We start from the raw sequence: 23443 nt of genomic DNA on the forward strand, positions 1-23443 counted from the left end.
CCCGCCCCGTGGATATCGCCAACCTGATACAGACCATCCTCATCTACGCCCTGCCGGTGCTGTTTGCCATCACCGTGCACGAGGCAGCCCACGGCTACGTGGCCCACCACTATGGCGACAACACCGCCTACCGGCTGGGCCGCATCACGCTGAACCCGCTCAAGCACATTGACCCGATCGGCACCATCCTGGTCCCGTTGCTGATGTATGTTTTTACGCCATTCATGTTTGGGTACGCGAAGCCTGTACCTGTGAACTTTGGACAGCTCCGCAATCCAAAGCGCGACATGATTTGGGTTGCGCTGGCAGGACCAGCCGCCAACTTTGTGCAAGCGTTCTTGTGGCTTGTACTAAGTACTGTTCTGGAGGGTGTAGGAGTTACTGAACCATTTTTTATCAAAATGTGCGTGGCGGGGGTTTCGATCAACCTGATGATGTTCGCGTTTAATTTATTCCCTATTCCACCATTAGACGGTGGCCGTATTTTGGTTGGCTTGCTGCCTTACAGACAAGCTGTCATGGTTTCGCGCATAGAACCCTTTGGCTTCTTTATCGTGCTTGCGTTACTCACCACGCCCATCATCAGCAATTTGTGGATGCGGCCCTTGCTCAAAATTGCCTTTGGCGTGCTGGACATTCTGCGCACCCCATTCGTCCTCCTGTTCAACTAATAATCGTTCGCCCTCATGACAAGCTCCCGCGTTCTCACCGGCATCACCACCTCGGGCACGCCCCACCTGGGTAATTACGTCGGCTCGATCCGCCCCTCGGTACGCGCCAGCCTGGCGCCGGGTGTGGAAAGCTTTTACTTTCTGGCCGACTACCACGCGCTCATCAAGATCGACGACCCAGCGCGTATCCAGCGCAGCACGCTGGAGATCGCCGCCAGCTGGCTGGCCGCAGGGCTGGACCCGAACCGCGTGTCCTTCTACCGCCAGTCCGATATCCCGGAAATCCCCGAACTCAGCTGGATACTGACCTGTATGAGTGCCAAGGGCATGCTCAACCGCGCCCATGCCTACAAGGCCTCGGTGGACAAGAATCTAGCCGCCCAGGCCGACCCAGACGCCGACATCAGCGCAGGCCTGTTCATGTACCCGGTGCTGATGGCCGCCGACATCGTGCTCTTCAACGCCCACAAGGTGCCGGTGGGCCGCGACCAGGTACAGCACATCGAGATGGCGCGCGACATCGCCCAACGCTTCAACCACACCTACGGCGAGCAGTTCGTGCTGCCCGAGGCGCTGATCGAGGAATCCGTCGCCACCCTGCCCGGCCTGGACGGCCGCAAGATGAGCAAGAGCTACGACAACACGATTCCGCTGTTCACCCCCAAGGCCCAGCTGCGCAAGCTGATTGCCGGCATCTTGACCGACTCGCGCGCGCCGGGCGAGGCCAAGGACACCGAGGGCTCGGCCCTGTTCCAGATCTACCAGGCTTTTGCCAGCGAGGCCGAGACCGCCGCATTGCGCCAAGCCTATGCCGAGGGCATCGCCTGGGGCGACGCCAAGCAAATACTGTTCGAGCGCATCGACCAGGAAGTCGCGCCCATGCGCGATGCCTACCAGCGCTACATGGACAACCCCGGCGAGGTGGAAGACATCTTGCAAGCCGGTGCCATCAAGGCCCGCAAGATCGCCACGCCCTTCATCGCCCAGTTGCGCCATGCGGTGGGCTTGCGCAATCTGCGCGCCCAGGCCACGCAAAAATCGGCCAAGGCCGCTAAGGCAGCGCTGCCGGTGTTCAAGCAGTACCGTGAAACCACCGGCAAATTCCACTTCAAGCTGGTTGATGCCCACGGCCGCCTGTTGCTGGAAAGCGCCGGCTTCGACGCGCCCAAGGACGCAGGCCAAGCCATTGCCCGCTTACAGGCCGAAGGCATTGCCAGCCTGGGCCAGCTGCAGCCCGCCGAAGGCGCCAGCCTGGATGACATCACCCAGGCCCTGGAAGCCCTGCAGAACGCGGCCTAAGCTAGAAGGTGCCGGGGTAGGCCCCGCCATCGGCCAGCACGTTCTGGCCGGTGATGTAGCCGGCCTGCGCACTGCACAAGAAGGCGCAGATCGCGCCAAACTCCTCGGGCGTACCGAATCGCTGGGCGGGAATGGTCTTGCGCCGGGCGTCGGCCACCACGTCAAGGCTCTGCCCCAGCTTGTCGGCCGCGCCCTGCATATTGCCGCGCAGACGGTCGGTATCGAATGCCCCCGGCAGCAGGTTATTGATGGTGACACCCTGCCCGGCAAGCGGGCTGCGCGCCAGGCCAGCGATAAATCCGGTCAAACCGCTGCGCGCACCATTGCTCAGGCCCAGCACATCGATGGGCGACTTCACCGCGCTGCTGGTGATGTTGACGATGCGGCCAAAGCCACGCGCCGCCATGCCGTCCACCGTGGTCTTGATGAGTTCGATGGGGGTCAGCATGTTTGCGTCCACCGCCTTGATCCAGGCGTCGCGGTCCCAGTCGCGAAAGTCCCCGGTAGGCGGGCCGCCCGCGTTGGTGACCACAATGTCGAAGTCCTGGCGCATGGCGAACACCGCCGCCCGGCCTTCCGGTGTGGTGATATCTGCAGCACAAAAAAGCACGCTAGCGCTTGATTTACCTGCGCAAGAAGCTATCAAATCTGCAGCAGCCGCCTGCAGCACCGGTGCACCGCGGGCCACCATCAGCACGTTCACCCCCTCGCGCGCCAAGGCCTGCGCACAGCCCAGACCCAGGCCTTTGCTGGCCCCGCATACCAAGGCCCAACGGCCGGCGATTCCCAAGTCCATATTCGCTCCTTTTTGCGTTGCAAGCCCGGTCAGGCCGCCTTGCGGGTAAACACATAAATCCCCACCATCACCAGCACCGTGCCGGCTGCCACAAAGCCGGTGAAGGGCTCGCCCAGAATGAACACGCCCATGAGAATAGTGGACATAGGCCCCACCATGCCCACCTGGGCGGCGAGACCAGCGCCCAGGCGCTCGATGGCCATCATCACCATCAGCACCGGGGCGGCGGTGCAGGCGGTGGCGTTCAGCACCGACAGCCACAGCACCTCGGGTGCCACCAGCGCGGCGGACATGGGCCGCAACAGCACAAACTGCAGCAGGCAGCACAGGCAGGCCACCGTGGTCGCCAGCCCGACCAGGCGCAGCGAGCCCACGCGCTGCACCATCTGGCCGCTGTAGACCAGGTAGACGGCATAGCTGATGGCGCTGCCAAACACCAGCAAGGCACCCAGGCCGGCGTTCGCCCCTTGCAGATTGATCTCGTGGCCAAACACCAGCACCACGCCGCCGTAGCACACGGCCATGCCCAGCACCTGCAGCCGGGTGATGGGCTTGCGGTACAGCAGCCAGCCCAGCAGCACCACCAACGTGGGGTTGGTGTACAGGATCAGCCGCTCCAGTGAGGCGCTGATATAGCCCAGGCCGGCAAAGTCCAGGTAGCTGGCCAGGTAGTAGCCGGTCACACCCAGGCCCAGCACACCCCACCAGTCGCGCGCGCTTAAGCGCGGCTTGCCCCGGCTGGACCACCAGGCCATGACGGCGAAGATGGGCAGCGCAAACAGCATGCGGTACATGATGAGGGTGATGGCGTCCACGCCGTAGCGGTAGGCCAGCTTGACGATGATGGCCTTGCCGCTGAAGGCAATCGAGCCGACAAGTGCGAGCAACAGGCCGGTTGCTATGTTTTTTGTAGCCACTGGTGCAGAAGATATAAGCGCTGGAGGCTTATTTTATTTGCAAGCACATAGCCCGCACTGGGCACGGGATTAAGCGTGCTGCTTGCCAAACATGCGGTGGTGCAGCCGCCGCAGCGACCACCATACACCGCCCGCCACCAGCGGAATCGCCACGGCGGCCGTGCTCTCGGGGCTCCAGGGCCAGCCTATGGCGTGCGCACCCTTGGCCATGTAGCTGACCAGGCCGACGATGTAGTAGGTGATGGCCGCCACCGACAGGCCCTCCACCGTGGCCTGCATCTGCAGCTGCAGGCCCTGGCGCGTGTTCATGGTGGTCAGCAGCGCCTGGCTGCTTTGCTGCTGCTCGATCTCCACCCGCGTGCGCAGCAGATTGCTCATGCGCGACACGCGCTGCGACAGCGCGTCCTGCCGCCGCGTGGCCCATTCGCAGGTGCTGCGCGCAGGCGTCAGGCGGCGGTCCATGAATTCGCGGATGGTCTGCATGCCGGCCAGCCGCGACTCGTTGATGTCGGTGATGCGTTTATCCACCAGCTCGAAATACGCCGCGCTGGCCGAAAAGCGCGAATGCGTGGCGGCGTACTGGCTCTCCACCTGGCCGGCCAGCCGGGTCAGGCGGTCCAGCAGCTGGGGCTCATCGTCGCGGTTGGCGCTGCGTATGGCTTCGGCCAGTGATGCCAGCTCGCGCTCGGCAAAAGCCAGCACGTCGGCGGCCTCGCGGGCAGCGGGCAGGCCCAGCAGCGCGGCCATGCGGTAGGTTTCGATCTCCAGCAGGCGCTGCACCAGCCGGCCCAAGCGGCGCGGCGACAGGGACTCGACGCCCGCCGCCTCGGCCTGCGCCGCACCACCGGCCAGCAGCACGATGCGCGAAAAGCCGTCGGCATGGATGGCGAAGTCGGTGTACACCTTGGCATGCCCGCCGGCCACACTGGAGGCCACCAGCGAGTCCTCGAACAACACCTGCCGCACCAGCGCATCGCCGCCCTGCACCATGGGCGCAGGCAAGGCCCACAGATGCAGGCTCACCAGGCACTGGCCAGGCAAGGCGGCAAACCAGTCCTGCGGCACAGCCTGCGCGGCGGTCACGGGGTCGCGGCCAAACACCTGTGTGCCGGCCGTGTCGGGCTCCAGGGCGCGCATAAAGGTGTAGGTAACGAACTCAGTATGCATTTCCCAGCGCAGCCGGAAGGGCCCCACGTCCATACGGATATGCGTGGACTGGACGTCGGGCTGGGCCAGGTGGTGGTCGCGCAGCAAGGCCGCCACATGGGCGCGGCTGGCCTCCCGCCCCACGGCGTCACAGACCATCACCACATGGGAGATGGCCAGCGGCGCCGCCATGGCCTCGGGCGGCCGGGCGTGGATTTCGTTGTGCAGCGCCGTGCGTTGCGGATGTTGCGAAGGGTGGGTAGAAGATGCCATGGTTGGAACTGATTGTGACGCAGACACGTGTCACCTCCGGCAGAAATACAGCTTGGCTTAGTCCTCGACAAACGCATCTTCACGCTTGCGGCGCACCGCCTGCACCAGCACGATGAGCACCATCAGTGCCGCCACGGTCAGCAGCCCAGCCGACAGGCCCCGGGTGACGAAGATGCTCCAGTCACCGCCCGACTGCTGCAGCGCGTTGCGCAAATGGGCCTCCATGCCCGGCCCCAGCACCACGCCCAGCAGCAGCGGCGCGGGCTCGCAGCCCAGCTTGTGGAACAGATAGCCGACGGCACCCAGGCCCGCCACCAGCCAAACACCAAACACCTGGTGGCTGGTGGTGTAGACCCCGAGCGCGCACAGCAACACGATGCCCGGGAACACCCAAGGGTAAGGCAGCTTCAGCAGCCGGCTCCAGATGCCTATGCCTACCAGTGGCAGGTTCAGCGCCACCAGTATCCCGTGGGCAAGCCACAGCGAGGCCACCAAGCCCCATAACAGCTCGGGCTGAGCCACCATCGCCTGCGGGCCGGGTTGGACGTGGTAGCGGGCCATGGCGCCCACCAGCAGTGCCAACACGGCATTGGACGGAATACCCAGGGCCAGCAGCGGAAGGAACGCGGTCTGCGCACCCGCGTGGTAGGCCGCCTCGGGGCCGGCCACACCACGGATATTGCCCTTGCCGAGTGCGATTTCCATTGCGATGTCGCCGGTCTGCATGTGCCTGCGCTTTTCCATGGCGTAGCTGGTGAACGCGGCCCGCAGCGCGCCGCCCCCCGGCAGCATGCCAACCACCAAACCCAGGAAGCTACCGCGCCATATGGCGGCGGCCATGTCTTTCATGTCCTGCCGGGTGGGCAGCAGGCCACCGAGCTTGGGGCTCAGCACCTGGCGGTCACCATCGGGCCGGGCCAGTTGGGCGATAGCTTCCGCGTAGACAAACACCCCCATGGCGATAGCCACGCAATCGATACCTTCCGCCAGTTCCGGGATATTGAAACTGAAACGCGGCACGCCCGAAACTCCATCCTTCCCCACCAAGCCCAGCAACAGGCCCAGGACGGCCATAGCCATGGCCTTCAACAGCGAACCCGAGGCCAGCACCACCGCACCGACCAGACCCAGCACCATCAACGAAAAAAACTCCACCGGGCCCCACTGCAGAGCCAGCGCGGCCAACGGCGCAGCCAATGCAGCCAGTACCACGGCACCCACCGAGCCCGCGAACAATGCCCCCAGCACCGAGGCCACCAGTGCCGGCCCGGCGCGGCCCTGGCGGGCCATCTGGTAGCCGTCGAGAGCCGTCACCACGGGCACGGCTTCAGCCGGCAGACGCGCCAGAATGGCGAAAGTGGCGCCTCCATACCGGGTGCCGCAGTAGATGCAGACCAGCATGGTCAACGCAGACAAGGGTGGCAAGCCGTAGGTAGCTGGCAGCAGCATGGCGATGGCAGCCACCGGGCCGATGCCGGGCACAAGCCCGATCAACATCCCCAAGGTGCAGCCTGCCAGCGCATACAACAGATTGGCCGGCGCAAACGCCACGCCCAAGCCCAGCGCCAGGTTATGCAACACATCCATGCCCGCCCTTTAACCTTAGCTTTGGCCTTAGCCGGCCATAAATGCCGGCCAGACCTGTATCTGCAGCTTCAGCAAGGGAATACAGACAAGGTAGCTGCCCAGTGCCAGGGCAGCGGCCAGTGCCAGCGCAGCGCGTAACGCACAGCCCTTGGCCGCCAGCGAGGCCACGAAGACCAGCACAAACACCGCCACCACCAAGCCCATGGGTGGCAAACCTATGGCCGGCAAGCCCGCCAGCAACATGCCAAACGCTGCGTTGGCCACCAGGACGCACAACAGAGGGCGCCAGGCCCAGCGGCCCATCCGGCCGCCATCTTCGGTCTCGGTGACCAGGGACTTGAAGGTGATCAGCAGGCCCAGCAACAGCATCAACAAGCCCAGCAGCAGCGGGAAGTAGCCCGGCCCCATGCTCGCCGCCGTGCCCACTGTGTACGTGGTGGCACCCCAGGCAAAGGCGCCGCCCAGGCCCATGAACATCAGGCCCGAGAAGAAGTCTTTCTGGCTTTTTATTTGCATGCCCCGCCCTCCCAGGCGCCACGAAAACAACGGTGGCGCGATTATGTTGGCACGCCCCCAGCCTCATCGAGCGGGTTCTCCCTAGGCCGAAACCCCGCAGCCATCAGTCCAGCGGCGGTGTGGCGGACAGCACCTCGTCCAGCGTGGTCAGGCCCTCGGCCACACGCAGCGCGCCGGCCAGGCGCAGCGGGCGCATACCGTCGGCCACGCCCTGGCGGCGCAGCGCGTCGATGCTGGGGCCCTGGTTGACCTGGGCCTTGAAAGCCTCGGACACGGTGAGCAGCTCGTACACGCCCATGCGGCCCATGAAGCCGGTCATGCGGCAGTCCACGCAACCCACGGGCTTGTAGGGCGTGTATTCGGTATTGATCTTCCAGGGCTTGATGGCCGCGCCCAGGGTCTCGCGGGCCAGCACCTCGTCGGGGGCCCGGCACTGTTTGCACAGGGTACGCACCAGGCGCTGGGCCAGCACCCCCAGCACGGTGGCGTTCAGCAGATAAGCAGGCACGCCCAGTTCCATCATGCGGGTGATGGCGGAGGGTGCGTCGTTGGTGTGCAGGGTGGAGAACACCAAGTGGCCGGTCAGCGCCGCCTGCACCGCCATTTCGGCCGTGGCCAGATCGCGGATTTCGCCGACCATGATGATGTCCGGGTCCTGCCGCATCAGCGCGCGCAGGCCTTCGGTGAAGCCGAAGTCGAGCTGCGGCTGCACCTGGGTCTGGTTGAAGCTGGGCTCGATCATTTCGATCGGGTCTTCCACCGTGCTGACGTTCACCTCCTCGGTAGCCACGCGCTTCAGGGTGGAGTACAGCGTGGTGGTCTTGCCCGAACCGGTGGGGCCGGTCACCAGGATGATGCCGTGCGGGCGCTTCACCAGCGCCTCCCAGCGCTGCGCATCGTGCGGGGTGAAGCCCAGGGCGTCCAGGTCTTTCACCGCGGTGTCGGGGTCAAAAATCCGCATCACCATCTTCTCGCCGAAAGCGGTGGGCAGGGTAGACAAGCGCATTTCCACCTCGTCGCCGCGCGGGTTGCGGGTCTTGATGCGGCCGTCCAGCGGGCGCCGCTTTTCCACCACGTCCATGCGGCCCAGCAGCTTGATGCGGGCCACCATGGCGTTCATCACCGTCATCGGCATTTGGTAGACCGGGTGCAGCACGCCATCGATGCGGAAGCGGATCACGCCCTGCTCGCGGCGCGGCTCCAGGTGGATGTCGCTGGCGCGCTGGTTGAAGGCGTACTGCCACAGCCAGTCCACCACCTGCACCACGCTCTGGTCGTTGGCGTCCAGCTGCTTATTGGTTTTGCCCAGCTCCACCAGCTGCTCGAAGCTGCCGGCGCCGATATTGCCGCCGGCCTTTTGCACCGCCTTGACGGACTTGGCCAGCGCGAAGAACTCGGCCGTGTAGCGGTGTATCTCCAGCGGGCTGGCCACCACGCGGCGCACACTGCGGCGCGACTGGCGCTCTACCTCGCTGACCCAGTCGGTCAGGAAGGGCTCGCTGGTGGCCACCACCACTTCAGACGTAGTGACCTGCACCGGCAGTACTTTGTGGCGCTCGGCATACACGGCGCTCATGGTGTCGGCCACCTTGCCCACCTCGACCTTCAGGGGGTCGATGCGCAGGTACTGCAGACCAGCACGGCCAGCCAACCACTGCGTCAGGGATTCGATGTCCAGCGGCTTGCCGTCGCTGGCGCGCTGCATGGCCACGCTGGCCAGGCGTACCAAGGCGGGCTGGGCGCTTTCGGCCTGCGAGCAGCGGGCAATGGTGCGCTGTTGCTCGGTGGGCGAAATCACCCCGTCCTCGGCCAGCCACTGCACCAGCAAGCGCCAGTGCACCGGGCCTGCGTACGGGGTTTTAGCGAGAGTGGGTGCGGCAGCTTTCATGGCGGTGCTTACCTCAGGCTTGTACAGGCTTGAATATCTTCAGCCACTTGGCGGCTGCCAGACCCCAGCGGGTCTGGATGGCTTCGGCGCGTTCCAGCAGCTCGGCCTGGCTGGGGCGGCTGGGCGTGCGCTGGGCCAGCACGATGGTGTTGCCGTCCTTGGTGGGCTTGAAGGCCCACACCGCGTCGGCGCCAAAGGCTTCGGTGATCTTGGCCACGCTCTGCGGGTAGCTGGAGTCTTCGCCAAACAGGTTGACCGTCATGCAGCCCTCTTCGGTCAGCAGCTTGCGGCAGTCGGCGTAGAAGTCGGCGCTGTCCAGCACCGGAGCGGCGGCGTCCTGGTCGTACAGGTCGACCTGCAGCGCGTCTATGGTGCCGGCCCAGTCGCTGTTCTGGATCTTCAGCGCCGCGTCGCCCAGCACCACACGCAGGCGCTCATCGTCTGGCGGCAGCTTGAACCAGAAGCGGCAGGCCGATAGCACCTGCGGGTTCAGCTCCACCGCGGTGGTGTCCATGCGCAGCTTCTTGCGGCAGAACTTGGTCAGCGTGCCGGCCCCCAGGCCCAGCTGCATGGCGCGGCGCTTGGCCACGCTGCTGGCGGGCACGAACAGCAGCCAGGCCATCATGCGGCGCACGTATTCCAGCTCGATATCAAAGGGGGCGTCCAGCAGCATCGAGCCCTGGACCCACTCGGTGCCCAGGTGCAGGGTGCGCACGTCGCCGTAGTCGCTAAAGTTGACTTCGGGCAGTGCGGCGGCACTTGCCGCGGCAGATTTACGGGCCATCAAATATCCATTCCAAATTGTTCAAATACTTCACGCCAGGCCGCCAGCTTGCGCTCAAAGCTCCAGCTGGCATTCGCCGGGCTGGTGGACGGCAGTTTCAGCACCGGCAGGCCCAGGGCCTGGATCTGCGCGGCGTGGCGAAAACTCTCAGCGCCATTGTGCGCGACAGCCTGCAGCGCCGGACAGCGCAGTCGCAGGCCGGCGAAGTCATTTACCTCGGCATTGCGAATCTTTGCATCGAGGCTACCCACGCGTTCACAGCTGGCGTAAACATCCCACAGGCCCACGCCCTTGGACAACATCCAGGCGCTACGCTTTTCATAGCTACTCGCGTAGATATCTTCTGCGCTAACGCCATAAATGGCTGCAAGTATGCGCCAGAACTTATTTTGCGGATGGCCGTAGTACTGCTGCGCCGCCAGCGAGGCCGCGCCGGGAAAGCTGCCCAGGATCAGCAAGCGCGTGTTGTCCGCCACCAGCGGCGGCAGGCCCACCAGCCTGGTCATGCGGGCACCAGCGCGCGCAGCCGGGGCAAGGCGTCCAGCGCGTTGCGGGTCGTCGCATCTGCTACAGCGTGCAGTGGCAGGCCGCGCAAATCGGCCAGTACCGCACCGATGCGCGGCAGCTCCAGCGGAGAGTTGATGCCCTGCGCCTGGCCTGCCGCGCGCTGGGCGGCGGTGGTGTACAGCCACTGCGGCGGAATGTCGGGCGCGTCCGTCTCCAGCACCAGGGCCTCCATCGGCAAGCTCGTCGCCAGGCGACGCAGCTGGTTCGCCGCCTCAAAGGTCATGGCGCCGCCAAAACCCAGCTTGAAGCCCATATCGATGAACACCTGCGCCTGCTGCGCACTGCCGTTGAAGGCGTGGGCGATGCCCTGCCAGCGCCCACCGAGGCCGGCCACTGAACGCAAATGCTTGAGCACCAGGTCGGCGCTGCGCCGCACGTGCAGGATCACCGGCAGGTCGAACTTCCTAGCCAGCTTGAGCTGGGCACGGTAGAAGTGCTGCTGGCGCGCCAGCATGGCCGGCTCCAGCAGCGCGGGCACGAACAGGTCCAGCCCGATCTCGCCCACCGCCACCAGGCGCGGGTCATCGCGGTGCGCGGCCAGCGCCTGCTCCAGCAGGTCCAGGTCGCCATCCTGCGCGCGCGGCACGAACAGCGGGTGGATGCCCAGCGCATAGGCGTCACCGGTCTGCTGGGCCAGCAGCCGCACCGTGTCGAAGTTGCTGGCCATGACGCCTTGCAACACACATAGCGCTACATTTTCAATAGCTGCCTGCGCACGTAAATCCAGCGCCAGCGCATGGTTTGGTCCAAATTCCGGGGCATCCAGATGGCAGTGCGTATCGATCCACATCATGCGGGGACTTTAACGCCTGGCGTGACGTACTAGCCTGAGATGTCACTGTCCGGGTCGTCCAGCGCGCTCAGGCCGTGGGGGATGGTGGGGACGCGGTCGGCGCTGTATTGGTCGAGCAGAAAAACGCTGGCGTTGTCCAGGTCTTTGCCCACTGCGCCAGCTTGCAGCACAGCGGCGAATTTGCGCCAGGCCAGGTCGGGCTCGGCCAGGGTAAAACTGTAGGCGAACAGATCACCCTGCGCCTCGCGGCGCGTGGCCATGACGCGCAGGGCCGAGGTCTCGCTGCTGCCCAGCTGGATGTAAACCTCGGCCCAGACCTGCAGCGGCACCCGGGTCTTGGCATAGGCCTGGAAGCCTTCTTCGTACAGCTCCACCAGCTGCAGGTCCACGGTTTGGGGCGTGCCGTCCAGCGCCACGGCCAGCTGGCCATGGCATTTGACGGAATAGCGCTGGTGCGGTCCGACCTCGATCACCATGGCTTCGGGCCAGGGCACGGTGGGCAGCACGGGCTGGTACTGAGGCAGGTTGTAGATGGCGGCCAACTGGGCTTTTTCACGTCCGCTGAGGTCGCGGAACACCTGGGTGCGCTGGTTGAAGAAGTAATCCAGCATGGCCGGCGTCATGACCGGGTCGTTGGTGGTGAAGTAGCGGCGCGTGGGCCAGACGATGTTGGGCAGCCGGCTCTTCACAAAGTAAGAGTACAGGTCTTTGCGGCGCGGCTTGCCCGCGTAGACTTTCTTGAAGGTCTGCAGCGCGGAACGCAGGTTCAGATAGGCGCCTATGGCCGGTGCGCCGTTGGCAAAGTCGTAGTGCTGCACCACATGGCTCTTGAGCCGCTGGAAGAACAGCAGCGACTCGTACATCTCGATCCGGTTCGGGTTCACTGCGATCACCACGTGGGTGGTGTCGAAGTAGCTGGTGCAGTACTGGTACATGAACTTCATCAGCGGGAACAGGATGGAGCCCCCAGTCTTGCGGAACTTCGGGTGCACCGCCAGGGCCGAGATTTCGGCGATACGGCCGCGCTCAGCATGGATATGCGCCAGATCGAACACCGACTGCATCGGAAAGCCAAAGCTGCTCTGGCGGATCAGCGAGATGGTGCCCACCACCTCGCCATCGAACAGTGCGCACAGCGTGGTGGTCGTGGGCAGGGCGTGGTAGATGGTGGCGCGCAGGCCCGAGGGCTGGGGCTGCATGAAGCCACTGTCCACATAGGCGTCGTGCAGCAGGCGGAAGCAGGCCTCCAGCTCGTCCTGGGTTTCGGCGATCTTCAACACCAGCCGGGCGTCGGGGTTTGGGTCGCAATCCACGAATGAGCGGTAAACCGAAAACCGGATCGCCCGGGGAAACAGAGCGAATGCCTTGCGCAAGGCCTGGCGCACGCGTTTGCGGTTACCGGACGAACGAAAGCTACGGGCAGACATGGAACAAGAATAGGTGATTAAGAACGGGTGTGCGGCTTATTTGGAGCCACGGCAGTCGATGCGGCCTTGCGCAGCCAACGGCGCAGTGCCCAAGCGCCCGCCGCCATCAGCACCACCGTCAGCAGACCCAGCGCGACCGTCAGCGGGCCCGGCGCACGCAGCGCGGCCACAATGCGGTCCACGAAGAAGGCCATGACCACCGTGCTGGGCAATATGCCCAGGCCAGTGCCCAGCAGCATGTCACGCAGCCGGATATGCGAAGCACCGGCCACCATGTTGACGATGGCAAATGGCGCCACCGGCACGATGCGCACCAGCACCACGGCCAGCAAGCCGCGTTCGGCCAGGCTGCGGCTGACGGCGTTGACGCGCTCACCGCCCAGGCGCTGCAGCACCTCGCGGCCCAGAAACCAGCCCAGGCTGTAGCTGGCAGCAGCCCCCAGCAAGGCCCCAGCCAGGGTGCAGCCCATGCCGGCCCAGGGCCCGAAGGCGACCATGGTCACCAGCATCAGGAATGTGACCGGCACCGCCAGCGTACTGGCCAGTGCAAAGCCACCCACCGCCGCCGCCGGGCCAAAGGACTGGCCCAACTGGCGCAGCGCCGCCACGATGCGGTCGGCGTCCAGCCAGGCGCGCAGGGGCGAGGCGCTCCAGGCCACGGCCAGGCCGACCAGGGCCAGCAGTGCCAACACCAGGCCCAACACACGCCAACGCAAGGAAGAGCTCAAGGTATCACGTCCATGCGTTCGGTAATGGCCTGGGCCAGGTCGCTGATGTTGCCGTGCTCAAAGATGGAACCGTGCAAGCCCGGAATCTGCTGCTCGTACAAATGCTTGGGCATGAGCCGGCGCCAGGGCGCGAACAGCCAGCGCCCCCAGCTGGACAGGCCGGAGGACTTGAGCAGCAACGTGGGTCCGTCAAAACCCGAGGGCCGGTAGCCCTTGAGCGCCATCACCTGGCTGACCAGGCCGGGGTCGTTGAACATGGCGCCCATGCGGCGCCCGTTCAGGCTCAGCTCCTGCACATGCAGGCGCCGCACCAGCCAGCTGCACAAACGCCAGAACGCGGTGCCGCCCAGGCGCGAGGCCGGGTAGGCGGTGTCGATCAGGAACAGCCCGCGCAAGGGCACTTCGCGTTGGCGCAGCAGGCGTGCGGTTTCCAGCGCCGCGATGCCACCCACCGAAAAGCCGGCCACAAAGCCGGGTCGCTTGCCATGGGCCTGCACGCAGTCGGCATACAGCTCGGCCAGCTCGTGGATCTCGGCAATGGGTTTGTCCAGCGGTGGCTGCAGCATGTGTACGTCGCAGGCATTGCCCAGAGCCCGCGCCAGGCTCTGGAAACGCATTAGGTCGCCGTGGCCGGAGACGGCCAGATACAGCGGGACGCGCCCGGTGTCGGCGCCCAGGTTGCGCATCACGTGCGGATCGCCCGCCTGCTGCAACAAGGCTGCGGCCAGGCTTTCCACGGTGGGATGTTCGGTGATGAGGTACATGGGTATCTTGCGGCCCAGCAGCTTTTCGATACCGGTCAGCATGCTCACCGCGGCCAGAGAGTCGCCACCCAGATCGAAGAAGTTGTCATGCACACCCAAGGGGTGCACATCCAGCAGCTCTTCCCACAGGGCCAGCAACTCGGGCTCGTATTTGCGGCTGGGCGCACGGGCTGCACCACCACCGTTGTGGAACCAGGGTTCGGGCAGCGCGTCGTAGTCGATCTTGCCCACGGTACTGGCGGGCAAGCCGGGCAGCAGCGTGATGCCGCTAGGGATCATGTAGTCGGGCAAGCGCACGCGCAACGCGGCCTGCAGGCTGTCGGGTGTGGCGTGGGCACCACCGGCCACCATCGCCACCCAGGCATGGATCTGCGGCCGGCCCTTGCGCTCTACCAGCTTGGCCGCAGCCTGCAGAACGCCTTCAACGGCAGACAAGGCTGATTCGATTTCGCCCAGTTCGATGCGGTAGCCGCGCAGCTTGATCTGCCGGTCCATGCGCCCCAGGAAATGCAGATTGCCGTCACCGCCCAGCCAGCCCCGGTCGCCGGTGCGGTACATGCGCTGGCCGGGCACAAAGGGGTCGGGCAGAAAGACCTGGGCGTCCAGGTCCGGGCGGTTCAGGTAGCCGCGCGCAATCGCGTTGCCGCCAATGAAGACTTCACCGGGCACGCCCATGGGCGCGGGCAGCAAGTCGTGGTCCAGCACATAGATGCGGGTGTCATCTATGGGCCGGCCTATGGGCAGGGCCGTGTCCAGGCGGTGGTTTTCGCACTCCCAGGCGGTGGCAAAAATCGCGGTTTCGGTGGGCCCGTAAACGTTGTACAGCCGGCCCCCGGTCTCCTTCAGGAAGCGCTGGGCCAGCTCGGGCGACAGCACCTCGCCACCACAGCAGGCAACACGCAGCTTCAGGCCCTTGCGGTGGCCCGCAGAGTCCAGAAACCGGCTGAGCGTGCTGGGCACAAAGGCCATGATGGTGACGCCATGCTTGACCGCAAAGTCGGCCAGGGTCTCTGGCAGCAGGCGCCCGGGCGGCGGCAGCGCAATGCTGGCACCGTGCACCAGAGGCAGCAATAGCTCGATCAGCGAAGGGTCGAAGGTGACCTGCGTGGCCTGGGCCGAACGGTCATGCCACTCCACCGCGTAGGCCCGCGACAGCCAGCCCAAGCGGCGCGCCAGCGTGCTGTGCTCGATCATCACGCCCTTGGGCCGCCCCGTGGAGCCCGAGGTGAACAACACATAGGCCAGATCATCCGCAGCCGGCCTGACCGTGAGGCGCGGCACCGGCTGCTGGGCCAATGCGGCCTGCGCCTGCTGCCAATCGACCTGCAGCGTGCACCCATGCAGGCCGCCCAGACGTTGGGCCAGCGCGGGCTGTATCAGCAAGGCGATGGCGGTACTCTCCTCCAAAATGCCAGCCAGACGGGCCAACGGGGCATCCGGGTCCAGCGGCAAAAAGGCAGCGCCGGCCTTGGCCACGGCCAGCAAGGCCACCACCATGTCAGCGGAACGCTCCATGGCCATGGCCACGATCTGGTCCTTGCCTGCACCGCAGGCCAACAGGCGCCAGGCCAGATGGGTGGAGACCTGGTCCAGCGTGGCGTAGTCCATCTCGCCGCCATCCCAGACCAGGGCATTGGCGTCGGGCCGCAGGCCCGCGTGCTGGACAAACTGGGCAATAAAGGGCTCGACCACGGCCATGGAGGCCACGTCCTTGTGCAGGCCATCAATCAGCGCCCAGCGCTCTTGCGGCGGCAGCAAAGGCACGCTGTACACCGAAGCCTGGGGCGTGTCGATAGCGGCCTGCACCAGGTTCAAGATGCGGCGCCCCAGCAGCTCCACCTCGCCAGCGGCAAAGCAGGCGTCGCTGGCTTCCAGCGCCAGCTCCACATCCTGGTCAGGGTCAAACTCGCACACCGTCACGCCCAGGGGGAAACGCGCCACGCCCGAGAACAGCTGGCGCGACTCCACCACCTTGGCCTGGCCAAACGACACGGCATAGTCCTGCCGCTCGAAAGACAGCAGCAGGTCGAACAGGCCATCGCGCCGATGGCGCGCCATCTCCAGGGTACGGCCCAGCTCGCTCAGGGGATAGCGCGGATGGCGCAGCGCGGAACGCATGGCACTGCCCGCGGCAGCCAACAGTCCTTCCAGCGTCATATCGGGTGTCAGACTGACAACCACCGGCATCACGCCGACAAACATGCCCAGGGTGTCGCTGAAGCGCCGTCCGCCCCGGTTCAGGCTGGGCACGCCCACCACCACTTCCTGGCGGTTGGCGATGCGCGCAAAGTACAACACCAGCGCTGCCAGGAAATAATTGAAAGCGCTGGAGCCGCGCTCTGCGGCCACCTGGCAAAGTTGCTCGTAGTCCGCGCGGGCCAGGCGCTGCAGGCCGATATGGGCGCGCGGCAGCTCCTGCTGGCGGTTGCTGGCATAGCGCCGTTCTATCAAGGGCTGGGGCAGCACCGGTATCTGCGACTGCCAATACGCAGCATCGCGCTCGAAGGCCGGCGACTGGCGGTAGGCATGCGATTCTTCGATAAATTGGGTGTAGCCCGGCACCAGCTTCGGGCTGGGCACTTCGCCGGCTTCCAACGCGTTGTAGATCTCGCTCCAGCGTTTGCCAACCTGGGTGGTGCCCCAGCCGTCCATTACCAGGTGGTGGAACTGGATCAACAAGCCGTGCAGCACGTCGCTGCCGCGCAGCAGCACAAAGCGCCAGGGCGGCGTGCCATCCAGCACAAAGGGCACGGCCATGCGCTGCTGCCACCAGGTACGCATGGCGTCCTTGGGATCGGCCTCTGTGGACAGGTTCACCAGATCCAGGTTCACGGCCACGGTGCTCAGCAGCTTCTGGCTGCCGTCGGCCATGGGCGCCAGGCGCAGGGCCTCGTTTTCCTGCACCAGCAGGGCCAACGCGGCTTGGAAACGATGCAGGTCCAGCGGCCCCACCAGGTAGCAGCAACCGCCGATGTTCAGATGCGCGCTGCCAGCCCAGGTGGCCTGGTCCAGCCAGACCTCGCGCTGGCTCAGGGAGAGGTCCAGGTCTTCATGCAAACCCGCAGCGCTCACGGTGTCCATTGCGCGATCTGCTCCACAGCGTAGCGGTAACCCAGCTCGGCAATCTCATCGGCTCGGCGGTAGGCCATCATGGGGAAATCGGCCACCGGCGGCTCCAGGTAATGGTCGGCTTGGGCTACGGTGGCGCTGCGCTGGTTCAGCCCCCCGATGTGCCCGGCGCGATAAAGGATGTCGGCAATACCTGGCGTAGCCCGTGCACCGCGCGAGAAATAACCCTTGACGGTCTGCCGCACGGACAAGCGATTGAGCGCAACGTCCACGCCCATGTCCTGCCGCACATCCACGTCGATGGCGATGATGGTGCCGTTACCGTTGCGGCGCTCCAGCGGCGTGCCCAGGCGCATGCGCATGGCCTCCACAGGCACGTTCTCCAGGATGGCACCATCTACCAACAGCTCGCCCTGGTGCACCACGGGTGGGAACAGGCCGGCGGGCGAGTTGCTGGCCAGCACGGCGCGCCACAGCGGCCCGCTTTCCTGCACCGTGGTGCGGGCCGTGGTGAGGTTGCAGGCGGCAGCGAAATACGGTGTCCACAACGCGTCGATCTGGGTGTCGCCAAACATCAGACGCAGGTCGCGGGCCACGCGCTGGCCCGACACCAGCGAGATCACCGGCAAGGTCAGCCGCTCGCCGCCTTCGGCAAACTTGCGGGTCTGCTCGCGGATCTGCTCCAGCGGCAAACCGCAGGCGTACTGGGCGCCAATCAGCGCGCCCATGCTGTTGCCCCCCACCACGTCCACTGGAATCTGCGCCTCGTGCAAAGCACGCAGCACCCCTAAATGGGCAAAGCCACGGGCTCCGCCGCCGCCCAGCACCACACCTACCGCGCGCCCTGTCAGAAAACGAGCCAGGCGCGCATAGTCAGCGGCATGGCCGCTGCGCACCGGGTAGACGCGCTCCAGCGACCGGCCGGCGCGCCAGGGGCGACGGGCCTCGGGCCACACGGCCTGGGCCGAATGCAGCAGCACCAAATGCTGGCGCTTCATGGCAAAGCCGGGTTCCGCGGCCAGGCTTTGCTCCAGCGCGTTCAGCTCCAGCGGGCTACCCGCCGAGGCCACAAAAATCATCTGGTCGGCCTGCCGAAAAGCCTGCCGCGTCCAGGCCGATGGGCTGGTGTCGGCCTCGTACACCAGAAAGTCGAACTGGTCCTCCAGCACATCGAAATGGTGTTTGTGCACATCCGTCTCGGCGCCAGGCAATGGATGCACAGCATGCGGACCTATGTACTGGACCGTGCCCATGTGGGCCAGCGCCGCCATCAGCGCCCGAGCCACTTCGGTGGCGGCCGCGCCGCCGGACAGCGGAACCACCACGAACGCCTGGGCCTGGTGCCGCTTGGCGTGCTGCGCGGTGTGCCGCAGATGGTCAAAAATCACCTGGGTAAAGACGCGGTTCAACTCCAGCGGATACTGGACCAGCAGCGCTTCAAAATGGGCCCGGCTGAGCACCGCCAGGGTGGAGTCGCGCACCGCTGTCACGTCTCCCGTCCGTGGCTGGCCCAGGATCAAGCCGACTTCGCCCACGCTCTCGCCGGAACGGATTTCGTTGTAGAGCAACACGCTGCCATCCACATTGCGGCGTGACACCCGCAGCCGCCCGGTCACCACGAAGAGCATGCTGTCCGCAGGTGCGCCCTCTTCCAGCACCAGATTGCCGCCGCGCACATCCTGCTGCTGCAGCCCGGCGGCCAACGCGTTGAGCGTGGCTTCGCGCAGCGAGCCGAACACCCGGCTGTCGCGTAGCACCTGGATGACCCGCGCGTGGAACATCTCCCGCTCTAGCATTGATTCACATCCTCGTCTTGACCCCTGACGCGTTGTACCCCACGTCGCCCCAGTTCTGTATACAAATTAGCACATTGTTACAAGTGTACGTCGGCTGTATGACGGTTTGGCGGGCGGCGAGGAACGTGTTTACGACAAGTTTGTGGACGGCAGCGGAGAGGCCGCAGAGAACTGCCCCAGGTTCAAACGCAGGGTACGGCCGCAGCGGGAGGCCAGGGACTCGTCATGCGTCACCAACACAAAGGCCGTGCCCTGGTCACGGGCCAGCTGCAGCATCAGCGCAAACACGCCATCGGCGGTGCTGCGGTCAAGGTTGCCGGTGGGCTCGTCGGCCAACACGCAGGCCGGCTGGGCCACCAGGGCGCGGGCAATGGCCACGCGCTGGCGCTCGCCGCCGGACAGCTCGGCCGGCCGGTGGTGGATGCGCTCGCTCAAACCCACGTTTGCTAGCATTTTGGTAGCCTGCTGCGCAGCGTCCGCGCGCGACATACGCCGAATCCACAGTGGCATGGCGACGTTGTCCAGCGCACTGAACTCGGGTAGCAGGTGGTGGAACTGGTAGACAAAACCCAGGTGCTGGTTGCGCAGCTGGCCCTGTTCTGCCGGGCCCAGCCGCGCCAGGTCCTGGCCATGCAGCTGCACCGAGCCACTGGTGGGCGCATCCAGTCCACCCAGCAAATGCAGCAGCGTGCTCTTGCCGGAACCGGAGGCTCCGACGATGGCCAGGGTTTCGCCGGCAAACACCTGCAGGTCCACGCCCTTCAACACGGTCACGTCCAGGCGACCCTCGGAAAACCGCTTGGTCAGGCCTTTGGCTTCCAGTACTAACTTACTCATAGCGCAGTGCTTCCGCAGGATTGACGCGGCTGGCATGCCAGCTCGGATAAATAGTGGCCACAAAAGCCAGGATCAGCGAGATCACCGCAATCGGCACGATGTCGGCCTGCTGCGGCTCGCTGGGCATGCGGCTGATGAAATACACCTCTTTGGGCAAAAAGCTGGCGTGGAACAAATGCTCCAGCGCCGGCACAATGACGTCGATATTGAAAGCCACGCCCAGGCCCAGCAGCAACCCGACCAGGGTGCCCATCACCCCCACCATGGCGCCCTGCACCATGAAGATGCCCATGATGCTCTTGGGGCTGGCACCCAGGGTGCGCAGGATGGCGATGTCGGCGCGCTTGTCGGTCACCGTCATCACCAGGGTGCTGACCAGGTTGAACGCGGCCACGGCGACGATCAGGGTCAGGATGATGAACATCATGCGTTTTTCCACCTCCACGGCGGCAAACCAGGTTTTGTTCTGCTGCGTCCAGTCGCGTATCAGCAGGTTGCCGCTAAGGCTACCGGCCAGTTGCTGCGCTACCTGGCGCGCCTGGTGCAGATCCTGCAACTTGACGCGGATGCCGGTCGGGCCTTCAAGGCGGAAGACGCGCTCGGCATCCTCCATGTGCATCATCAGCAGGGCCGAATCGTATTCATAGTGGCCGGACTCGAAAGTGCCCACCACCGTCATCTGCTTCAGCCGCGGCACCACGCCAGCCGGCGTCACCTGGCCGCTGGGGGCGATCAGCGTTACCGGGTCGCCCTCGCGCACGCCCAGGCTGCGCGCCAGGTCTATGCCCAGCACCACGCCGAACTGGCCCGGCACCAACTTGTCCAGCGTGGCCTTGGGCAGGGCCACGGCCAGATCAGTCACCTCGCCTTCAACGGCCGGGTCTATGCCGCGCACTACAGTGCCCTTCATATCCTCACCGCGCGCCAGCAGTGCCTGGCTTGCTATGAAAGGTGCAGCACCCACCACATTGGGGTTCTGTTTGACCTCGGCCAGGGTCTTGGCCACATTGGGCAAGGCCTCGCCATTCGGGGCAAAGATTTCAATGTGCGCCACCACCGACAGCATGCGATCACGCACCTCTTTCTGAAAGCCGTTCATCACACTGAGCACGATGATCAGCGCCGCCACCCCCAGAGCAATGCCCAGCATGGAGACACCGGAGATGAAGGAAATAAAGCCGTTGCGGCGCGTCGCACGGCCAGCCCGGGTGTAGCGCCAGCCCACCAGGAGTTCATAAGGGATTTGCATGGAGCAGTTGAAAGCAAAACAGCGGCGATTGTGGCATCCCGTCCACGCGGGGCCAGTGCCACGCGCTGGAAGCCCCCATGAAAAAAGCCTCTGCCACATAGAACCTATGCGCCAGAGGCTGAAACCCAATACGGGCCGCCGGTGCCCGGAGGCGTCGGCGGTGTCGGGACTACAGGAAGAGTCCTCGAAGCCAACCCATAGGGAAGACAACGAGGACGCAATCCTCCCAAGCGCGCCGCCTGGCTATGTGTCGAAATCGTGCGGGCAATGTTGCATTTGTAATCTAAGCCGCGCATTCACTATCAAAAATATAGCTACTTACGCTCGCAATATATGCGCTAAAGCCCCAAAACACACATAAAACGATTGTCTGCAAATACATGTCTTTAGGCACCCATCCAAGCCAATTCTCCGCCTACTGATACAAACTAAGTACTTACCCTAAAAGCAAAAAAAGTATCAGTAATGCGGAGCTTGCGCAGTAGTAAGGCCGTAGATGGCTTTCTAAACTAAGGCCATCGCAGGGTGCATGGGCCCTGCCAAGTGCACCCCCTACAACACAAGGAGATGGTTGATGTCACCGTACCTCGAACTGGTAGGCATACAGCAGCAGGAATCATTCAAGGTATGGGCGCATGGCTACCCCTATGAAACGGTGCGCTGGCACTTCCACCCGGAGTACGAGCTCAACTACATCAGCCACACCTCAGGTCGCTTTTATGTGGGCGACCGCACCGGCACCTTCGAGCCCGGCCAGCTGATGCTGATCGGCCCCAACCTGCCACACAACTGGATCAGCGAAGTGCCGGCCGGGGTATCAGTGCCCGAGCGCTGCACTGTCCTGCAGTTCTCCAGCAAAAGCATCCAGGGCGGCATCGAGGCTTTTCCCGAGCTGGGTCAACTGGAGACGCTGCTGACCGATGCGCAGCGCGGCATTCTTTTCTCTACCGAAACCACCGCCAAGGCCGTGCCGCTGCTGACCGCGTTGCTGGACGCCAAAGGCTTTCAGCGGGTCTACAAATTCCTGGCGTTGCTGGAAATCCTGTCGCAGGACCAGGGCCACGCCCTGCTGGCCAGCCCCACCTTCCGACCTGACACGCAGGGCTACCAGTCGTCCACCATCAACCAGGTGCTGGCCTATCTGGCCGAGCATCTGCAAGAACGCCTCAACGAATCCGACCTGGCGCAGTACGCCGGTATGGAAGCCAGCGCCTTCTCGCGCTTCTTCCGCCGCCACACCAGCCTGCCGTTCATCCAGTACCTGAACCGGCTGCGCGTGAACCGGGCCTGCGAACTGCTGATCTCGTCCGAGCTGCCGGTGACCGACATCTGCTACGCCTGCGGCTTCAACAACCTGTCGAACTTCAACCGCCAGTTCCTGGCACAGAAGTCCGTGCCGCCCTCGCAATTCCGGCGCTACTACCGGCTGAATGCGGATTGCGAGGCGGCAGCCTAGCGCCACCGCCCACCCGCGCCCCCCTTTTTCCCGGATAGGCCGCCGATGGCGGTTGGGGGAGAGCTTTATCCAAAATTTTCTCAACCTAGAACGACTATGCAGACATCCAGCGCTTCACTCACCCCCTCCCGTAACCGGAGAGCACAGGCATGAACCACTCACTCCACGGAAAAGTTGCAGCCGTCACGGGCGCCGCGTCCGGCATAGGACTGGAATGCGCGCGCGCCATGCTCGCTGCGGGCGCCACGGTGTTTCTGGTAGACCGCGCCGCTGACCGGCTGGCAAGCCTGTACACCGAGCTGGGTGAGCGCGCCATTCCGCTGACGGTCGACCTGCTGGATGCCGCCAGCGTGGCCGGCATGCTGCCCGCCATCCTGCAGCGTGCGGGCCAGCTGGACATCTTCCACGCCAATGCCGGCGCCTACATCGGCGGCGAAGTGGCCACGGGCAACCCAGACGACTGGGACCGCATGCTGAACCTGAACATCAACGCCTGCTTCCGCTCCATCCAGGCGGTGCTGCCGCACATGAAAGAGCGCAAGACCGGCGACATCATCGTCACCAGCTCCATCGCCGGCATCGTGCCCGTGGTGTGGGAGCCGATCTACACCGCCTCCAAGTTCGCGGTGCAAGCCTTCGTGCACACCGTGCGCCGCCAGATCGCTCCGCACGGCCTGCGCATCGGTGCGGTGGCCCCCGGCCCCGTCGTCACCGCGCTGCTGGACGACTGGCCCAAGGCCAAGATGGACGAAGCCCTGGCCAACGGCAGCCTGATGCAACCTACGGAAGTGGCCGACTGCGTGATGTTCATGCTGACCCGCCCGCGCAATGTGGTGGTGCGCGACCTGGTGATCCTGCCCCTGAGCGTGGACCTCTGACC

The 23443-nt window shown here is 64.9% G+C and carries 19 protein-coding genes; 4 read left to right on the forward strand and 15 right to left on the reverse strand.

Annotated features, from left to right (window positions below; translation table 11 throughout):
- Nucleotides 1-8 precede the first annotated feature (8 nt).
- Nucleotides 9-671 carry a site-2 protease family protein gene (locus tag AC07VY_RS11350; RefSeq protein ID WP_495097427.1) on the forward strand — a complete coding sequence of 221 codons (663 nt, stop codon included), beginning with the start codon at nucleotides 9-11 and terminating at the stop codon, nucleotides 669-671.
- 15 nt (nucleotides 672-686) lie between these two features.
- Nucleotides 687-1970, forward strand: coding sequence for a tryptophan--tRNA ligase (locus AC07VY_RS11355; protein ID WP_495097426.1), 1284 nt, complete (start codon nucleotides 687-689; stop codon nucleotides 1968-1970).
- A gap of 1 nt (nucleotide 1971) precedes the next feature.
- On the opposite strand, the gene AC07VY_RS11360 is transcribed toward AC07VY_RS11355, so the two are convergent.
- From AC07VY_RS11360 to AC07VY_RS11430, 15 genes are all read right to left on the reverse strand, one after another.
- Nucleotides 1972-2766: an SDR family oxidoreductase gene (locus tag AC07VY_RS11360; protein WP_495097425.1), complete on the reverse strand. Its 795-nt coding sequence runs from the start codon at nucleotides 2764-2766 to the stop codon at nucleotides 1972-1974.
- Nucleotides 2767-2795: 29 nt separating this feature from the next.
- Entirely contained in the window at nucleotides 2796-3698 is a 903-nt protein-coding gene (locus tag AC07VY_RS11365) for a DMT family transporter (RefSeq protein WP_495097542.1), read from the reverse strand.
- A 54-nt stretch (nucleotides 3699-3752) separates the two neighbouring features.
- Nucleotides 3753-5102, reverse strand: coding sequence for a DUF3422 family protein (locus AC07VY_RS11370; RefSeq protein WP_495097424.1), 1350 nt, complete (start codon nucleotides 5100-5102; stop codon nucleotides 3753-3755).
- Between the two features lie 57 nt (nucleotides 5103-5159).
- Nucleotides 5160-6689: a tripartite tricarboxylate transporter permease gene (locus tag AC07VY_RS11375; RefSeq protein WP_495097423.1), complete on the reverse strand. Its 1530-nt coding sequence runs from the start codon at nucleotides 6687-6689 to the stop codon at nucleotides 5160-5162.
- A 27-nt stretch (nucleotides 6690-6716) separates the two neighbouring features.
- The gene (locus tag AC07VY_RS11380) at nucleotides 6717-7205 is read right to left on the reverse strand and encodes a tripartite tricarboxylate transporter TctB family protein (RefSeq protein WP_495097422.1); all 489 of its coding nucleotides are present in this window, start codon (nucleotides 7203-7205) and stop codon (nucleotides 6717-6719) included.
- 103 nt (nucleotides 7206-7308) lie between these two features.
- Entirely contained in the window at nucleotides 7309-9093 is a 1785-nt protein-coding gene (tfpB, locus tag AC07VY_RS11385; protein WP_495075280.1) for a type IV pilus assembly ATPase TfpB, read from the reverse strand.
- Between the two features lie 13 nt (nucleotides 9094-9106).
- Nucleotides 9107-9877, reverse strand: a complete 771-nt coding sequence (locus AC07VY_RS11390; RefSeq protein WP_495075279.1) for a class I SAM-dependent methyltransferase — start codon at nucleotides 9875-9877, stop codon at nucleotides 9107-9109.
- Complete coding sequence (locus tag AC07VY_RS11395; protein WP_495097421.1) at nucleotides 9877-10383, reverse strand: DNA-deoxyinosine glycosylase; 507 nt, start codon at nucleotides 10381-10383, stop codon at nucleotides 9877-9879. The genes AC07VY_RS11390 and AC07VY_RS11395 overlap by 1 nt, the downstream gene beginning before the upstream one ends.
- Nucleotides 10380-11237 carry a TatD family hydrolase gene (locus AC07VY_RS11400; protein WP_495097420.1) on the reverse strand — a complete coding sequence of 286 codons (858 nt, stop codon included), beginning with the start codon at nucleotides 11235-11237 and terminating at the stop codon, nucleotides 10380-10382. The genes AC07VY_RS11395 and AC07VY_RS11400 overlap by 4 nt, the downstream gene beginning before the upstream one ends.
- Before the next feature lie 29 nt (nucleotides 11238-11266).
- Nucleotides 11267-12664 carry a GNAT family N-acetyltransferase gene (locus AC07VY_RS11405; protein ID WP_495097419.1) on the reverse strand — a complete coding sequence of 466 codons (1398 nt, stop codon included), beginning with the start codon at nucleotides 12662-12664 and terminating at the stop codon, nucleotides 11267-11269.
- A gap of 17 nt (nucleotides 12665-12681) precedes the next feature.
- Nucleotides 12682-13392 (reverse strand): TVP38/TMEM64 family protein, encoded by a 711-nt coding sequence (locus AC07VY_RS11410; RefSeq protein ID WP_495097418.1) that lies wholly within the window; start codon nucleotides 13390-13392, stop codon nucleotides 12682-12684.
- Nucleotides 13389-17237: a non-ribosomal peptide synthetase gene (locus tag AC07VY_RS11415; protein WP_495097417.1), complete on the reverse strand. Its 3849-nt coding sequence runs from the start codon at nucleotides 17235-17237 to the stop codon at nucleotides 13389-13391. Before AC07VY_RS11415 ends, AC07VY_RS11410 begins: the two co-directional genes overlap by 4 nt.
- On the reverse strand, nucleotides 17225-19006 hold the full coding sequence (locus AC07VY_RS11420; protein ID WP_495097416.1) for a patatin-like phospholipase family protein: 1782 nt from the start codon (nucleotides 19004-19006) through the stop codon (nucleotides 17225-17227). Before AC07VY_RS11420 ends, AC07VY_RS11415 begins: the two co-directional genes overlap by 13 nt.
- A gap of 144 nt (nucleotides 19007-19150) precedes the next feature.
- Nucleotides 19151-19858: a lipoprotein-releasing ABC transporter ATP-binding protein LolD gene (gene lolD, locus AC07VY_RS11425; RefSeq protein ID WP_495097415.1), complete on the reverse strand. Its 708-nt coding sequence runs from the start codon at nucleotides 19856-19858 to the stop codon at nucleotides 19151-19153.
- A complete protein-coding gene (locus tag AC07VY_RS11430) occupies nucleotides 19851-21107 on the reverse strand; it encodes a lipoprotein-releasing ABC transporter permease subunit (protein WP_495075271.1) in 1257 nt (418 codons plus the stop codon). Before AC07VY_RS11430 ends, lolD begins: the two co-directional genes overlap by 8 nt.
- 574 nt (nucleotides 21108-21681) lie before the next feature.
- Between AC07VY_RS11430 and AC07VY_RS11435 the strand changes: the two genes are divergently transcribed.
- Together AC07VY_RS11435 and AC07VY_RS11440 are read left to right on the forward strand one after the other, a co-directional pair.
- Complete coding sequence (locus AC07VY_RS11435; RefSeq protein ID WP_495097414.1) at nucleotides 21682-22563, forward strand: helix-turn-helix domain-containing protein; 882 nt, start codon at nucleotides 21682-21684, stop codon at nucleotides 22561-22563.
- 149 nt (nucleotides 22564-22712) lie between these two features.
- The gene (locus tag AC07VY_RS11440; protein WP_495097413.1) at nucleotides 22713-23441 is read left to right on the forward strand and encodes an SDR family oxidoreductase; all 729 of its coding nucleotides are present in this window, start codon (nucleotides 22713-22715) and stop codon (nucleotides 23439-23441) included.
- The last annotated feature ends 2 nt before the right edge of the window (nucleotides 23442-23443 follow it).

Source organism: Rhodoferax sp. GW821-FHT02C08, from assembly GCF_059421805.1.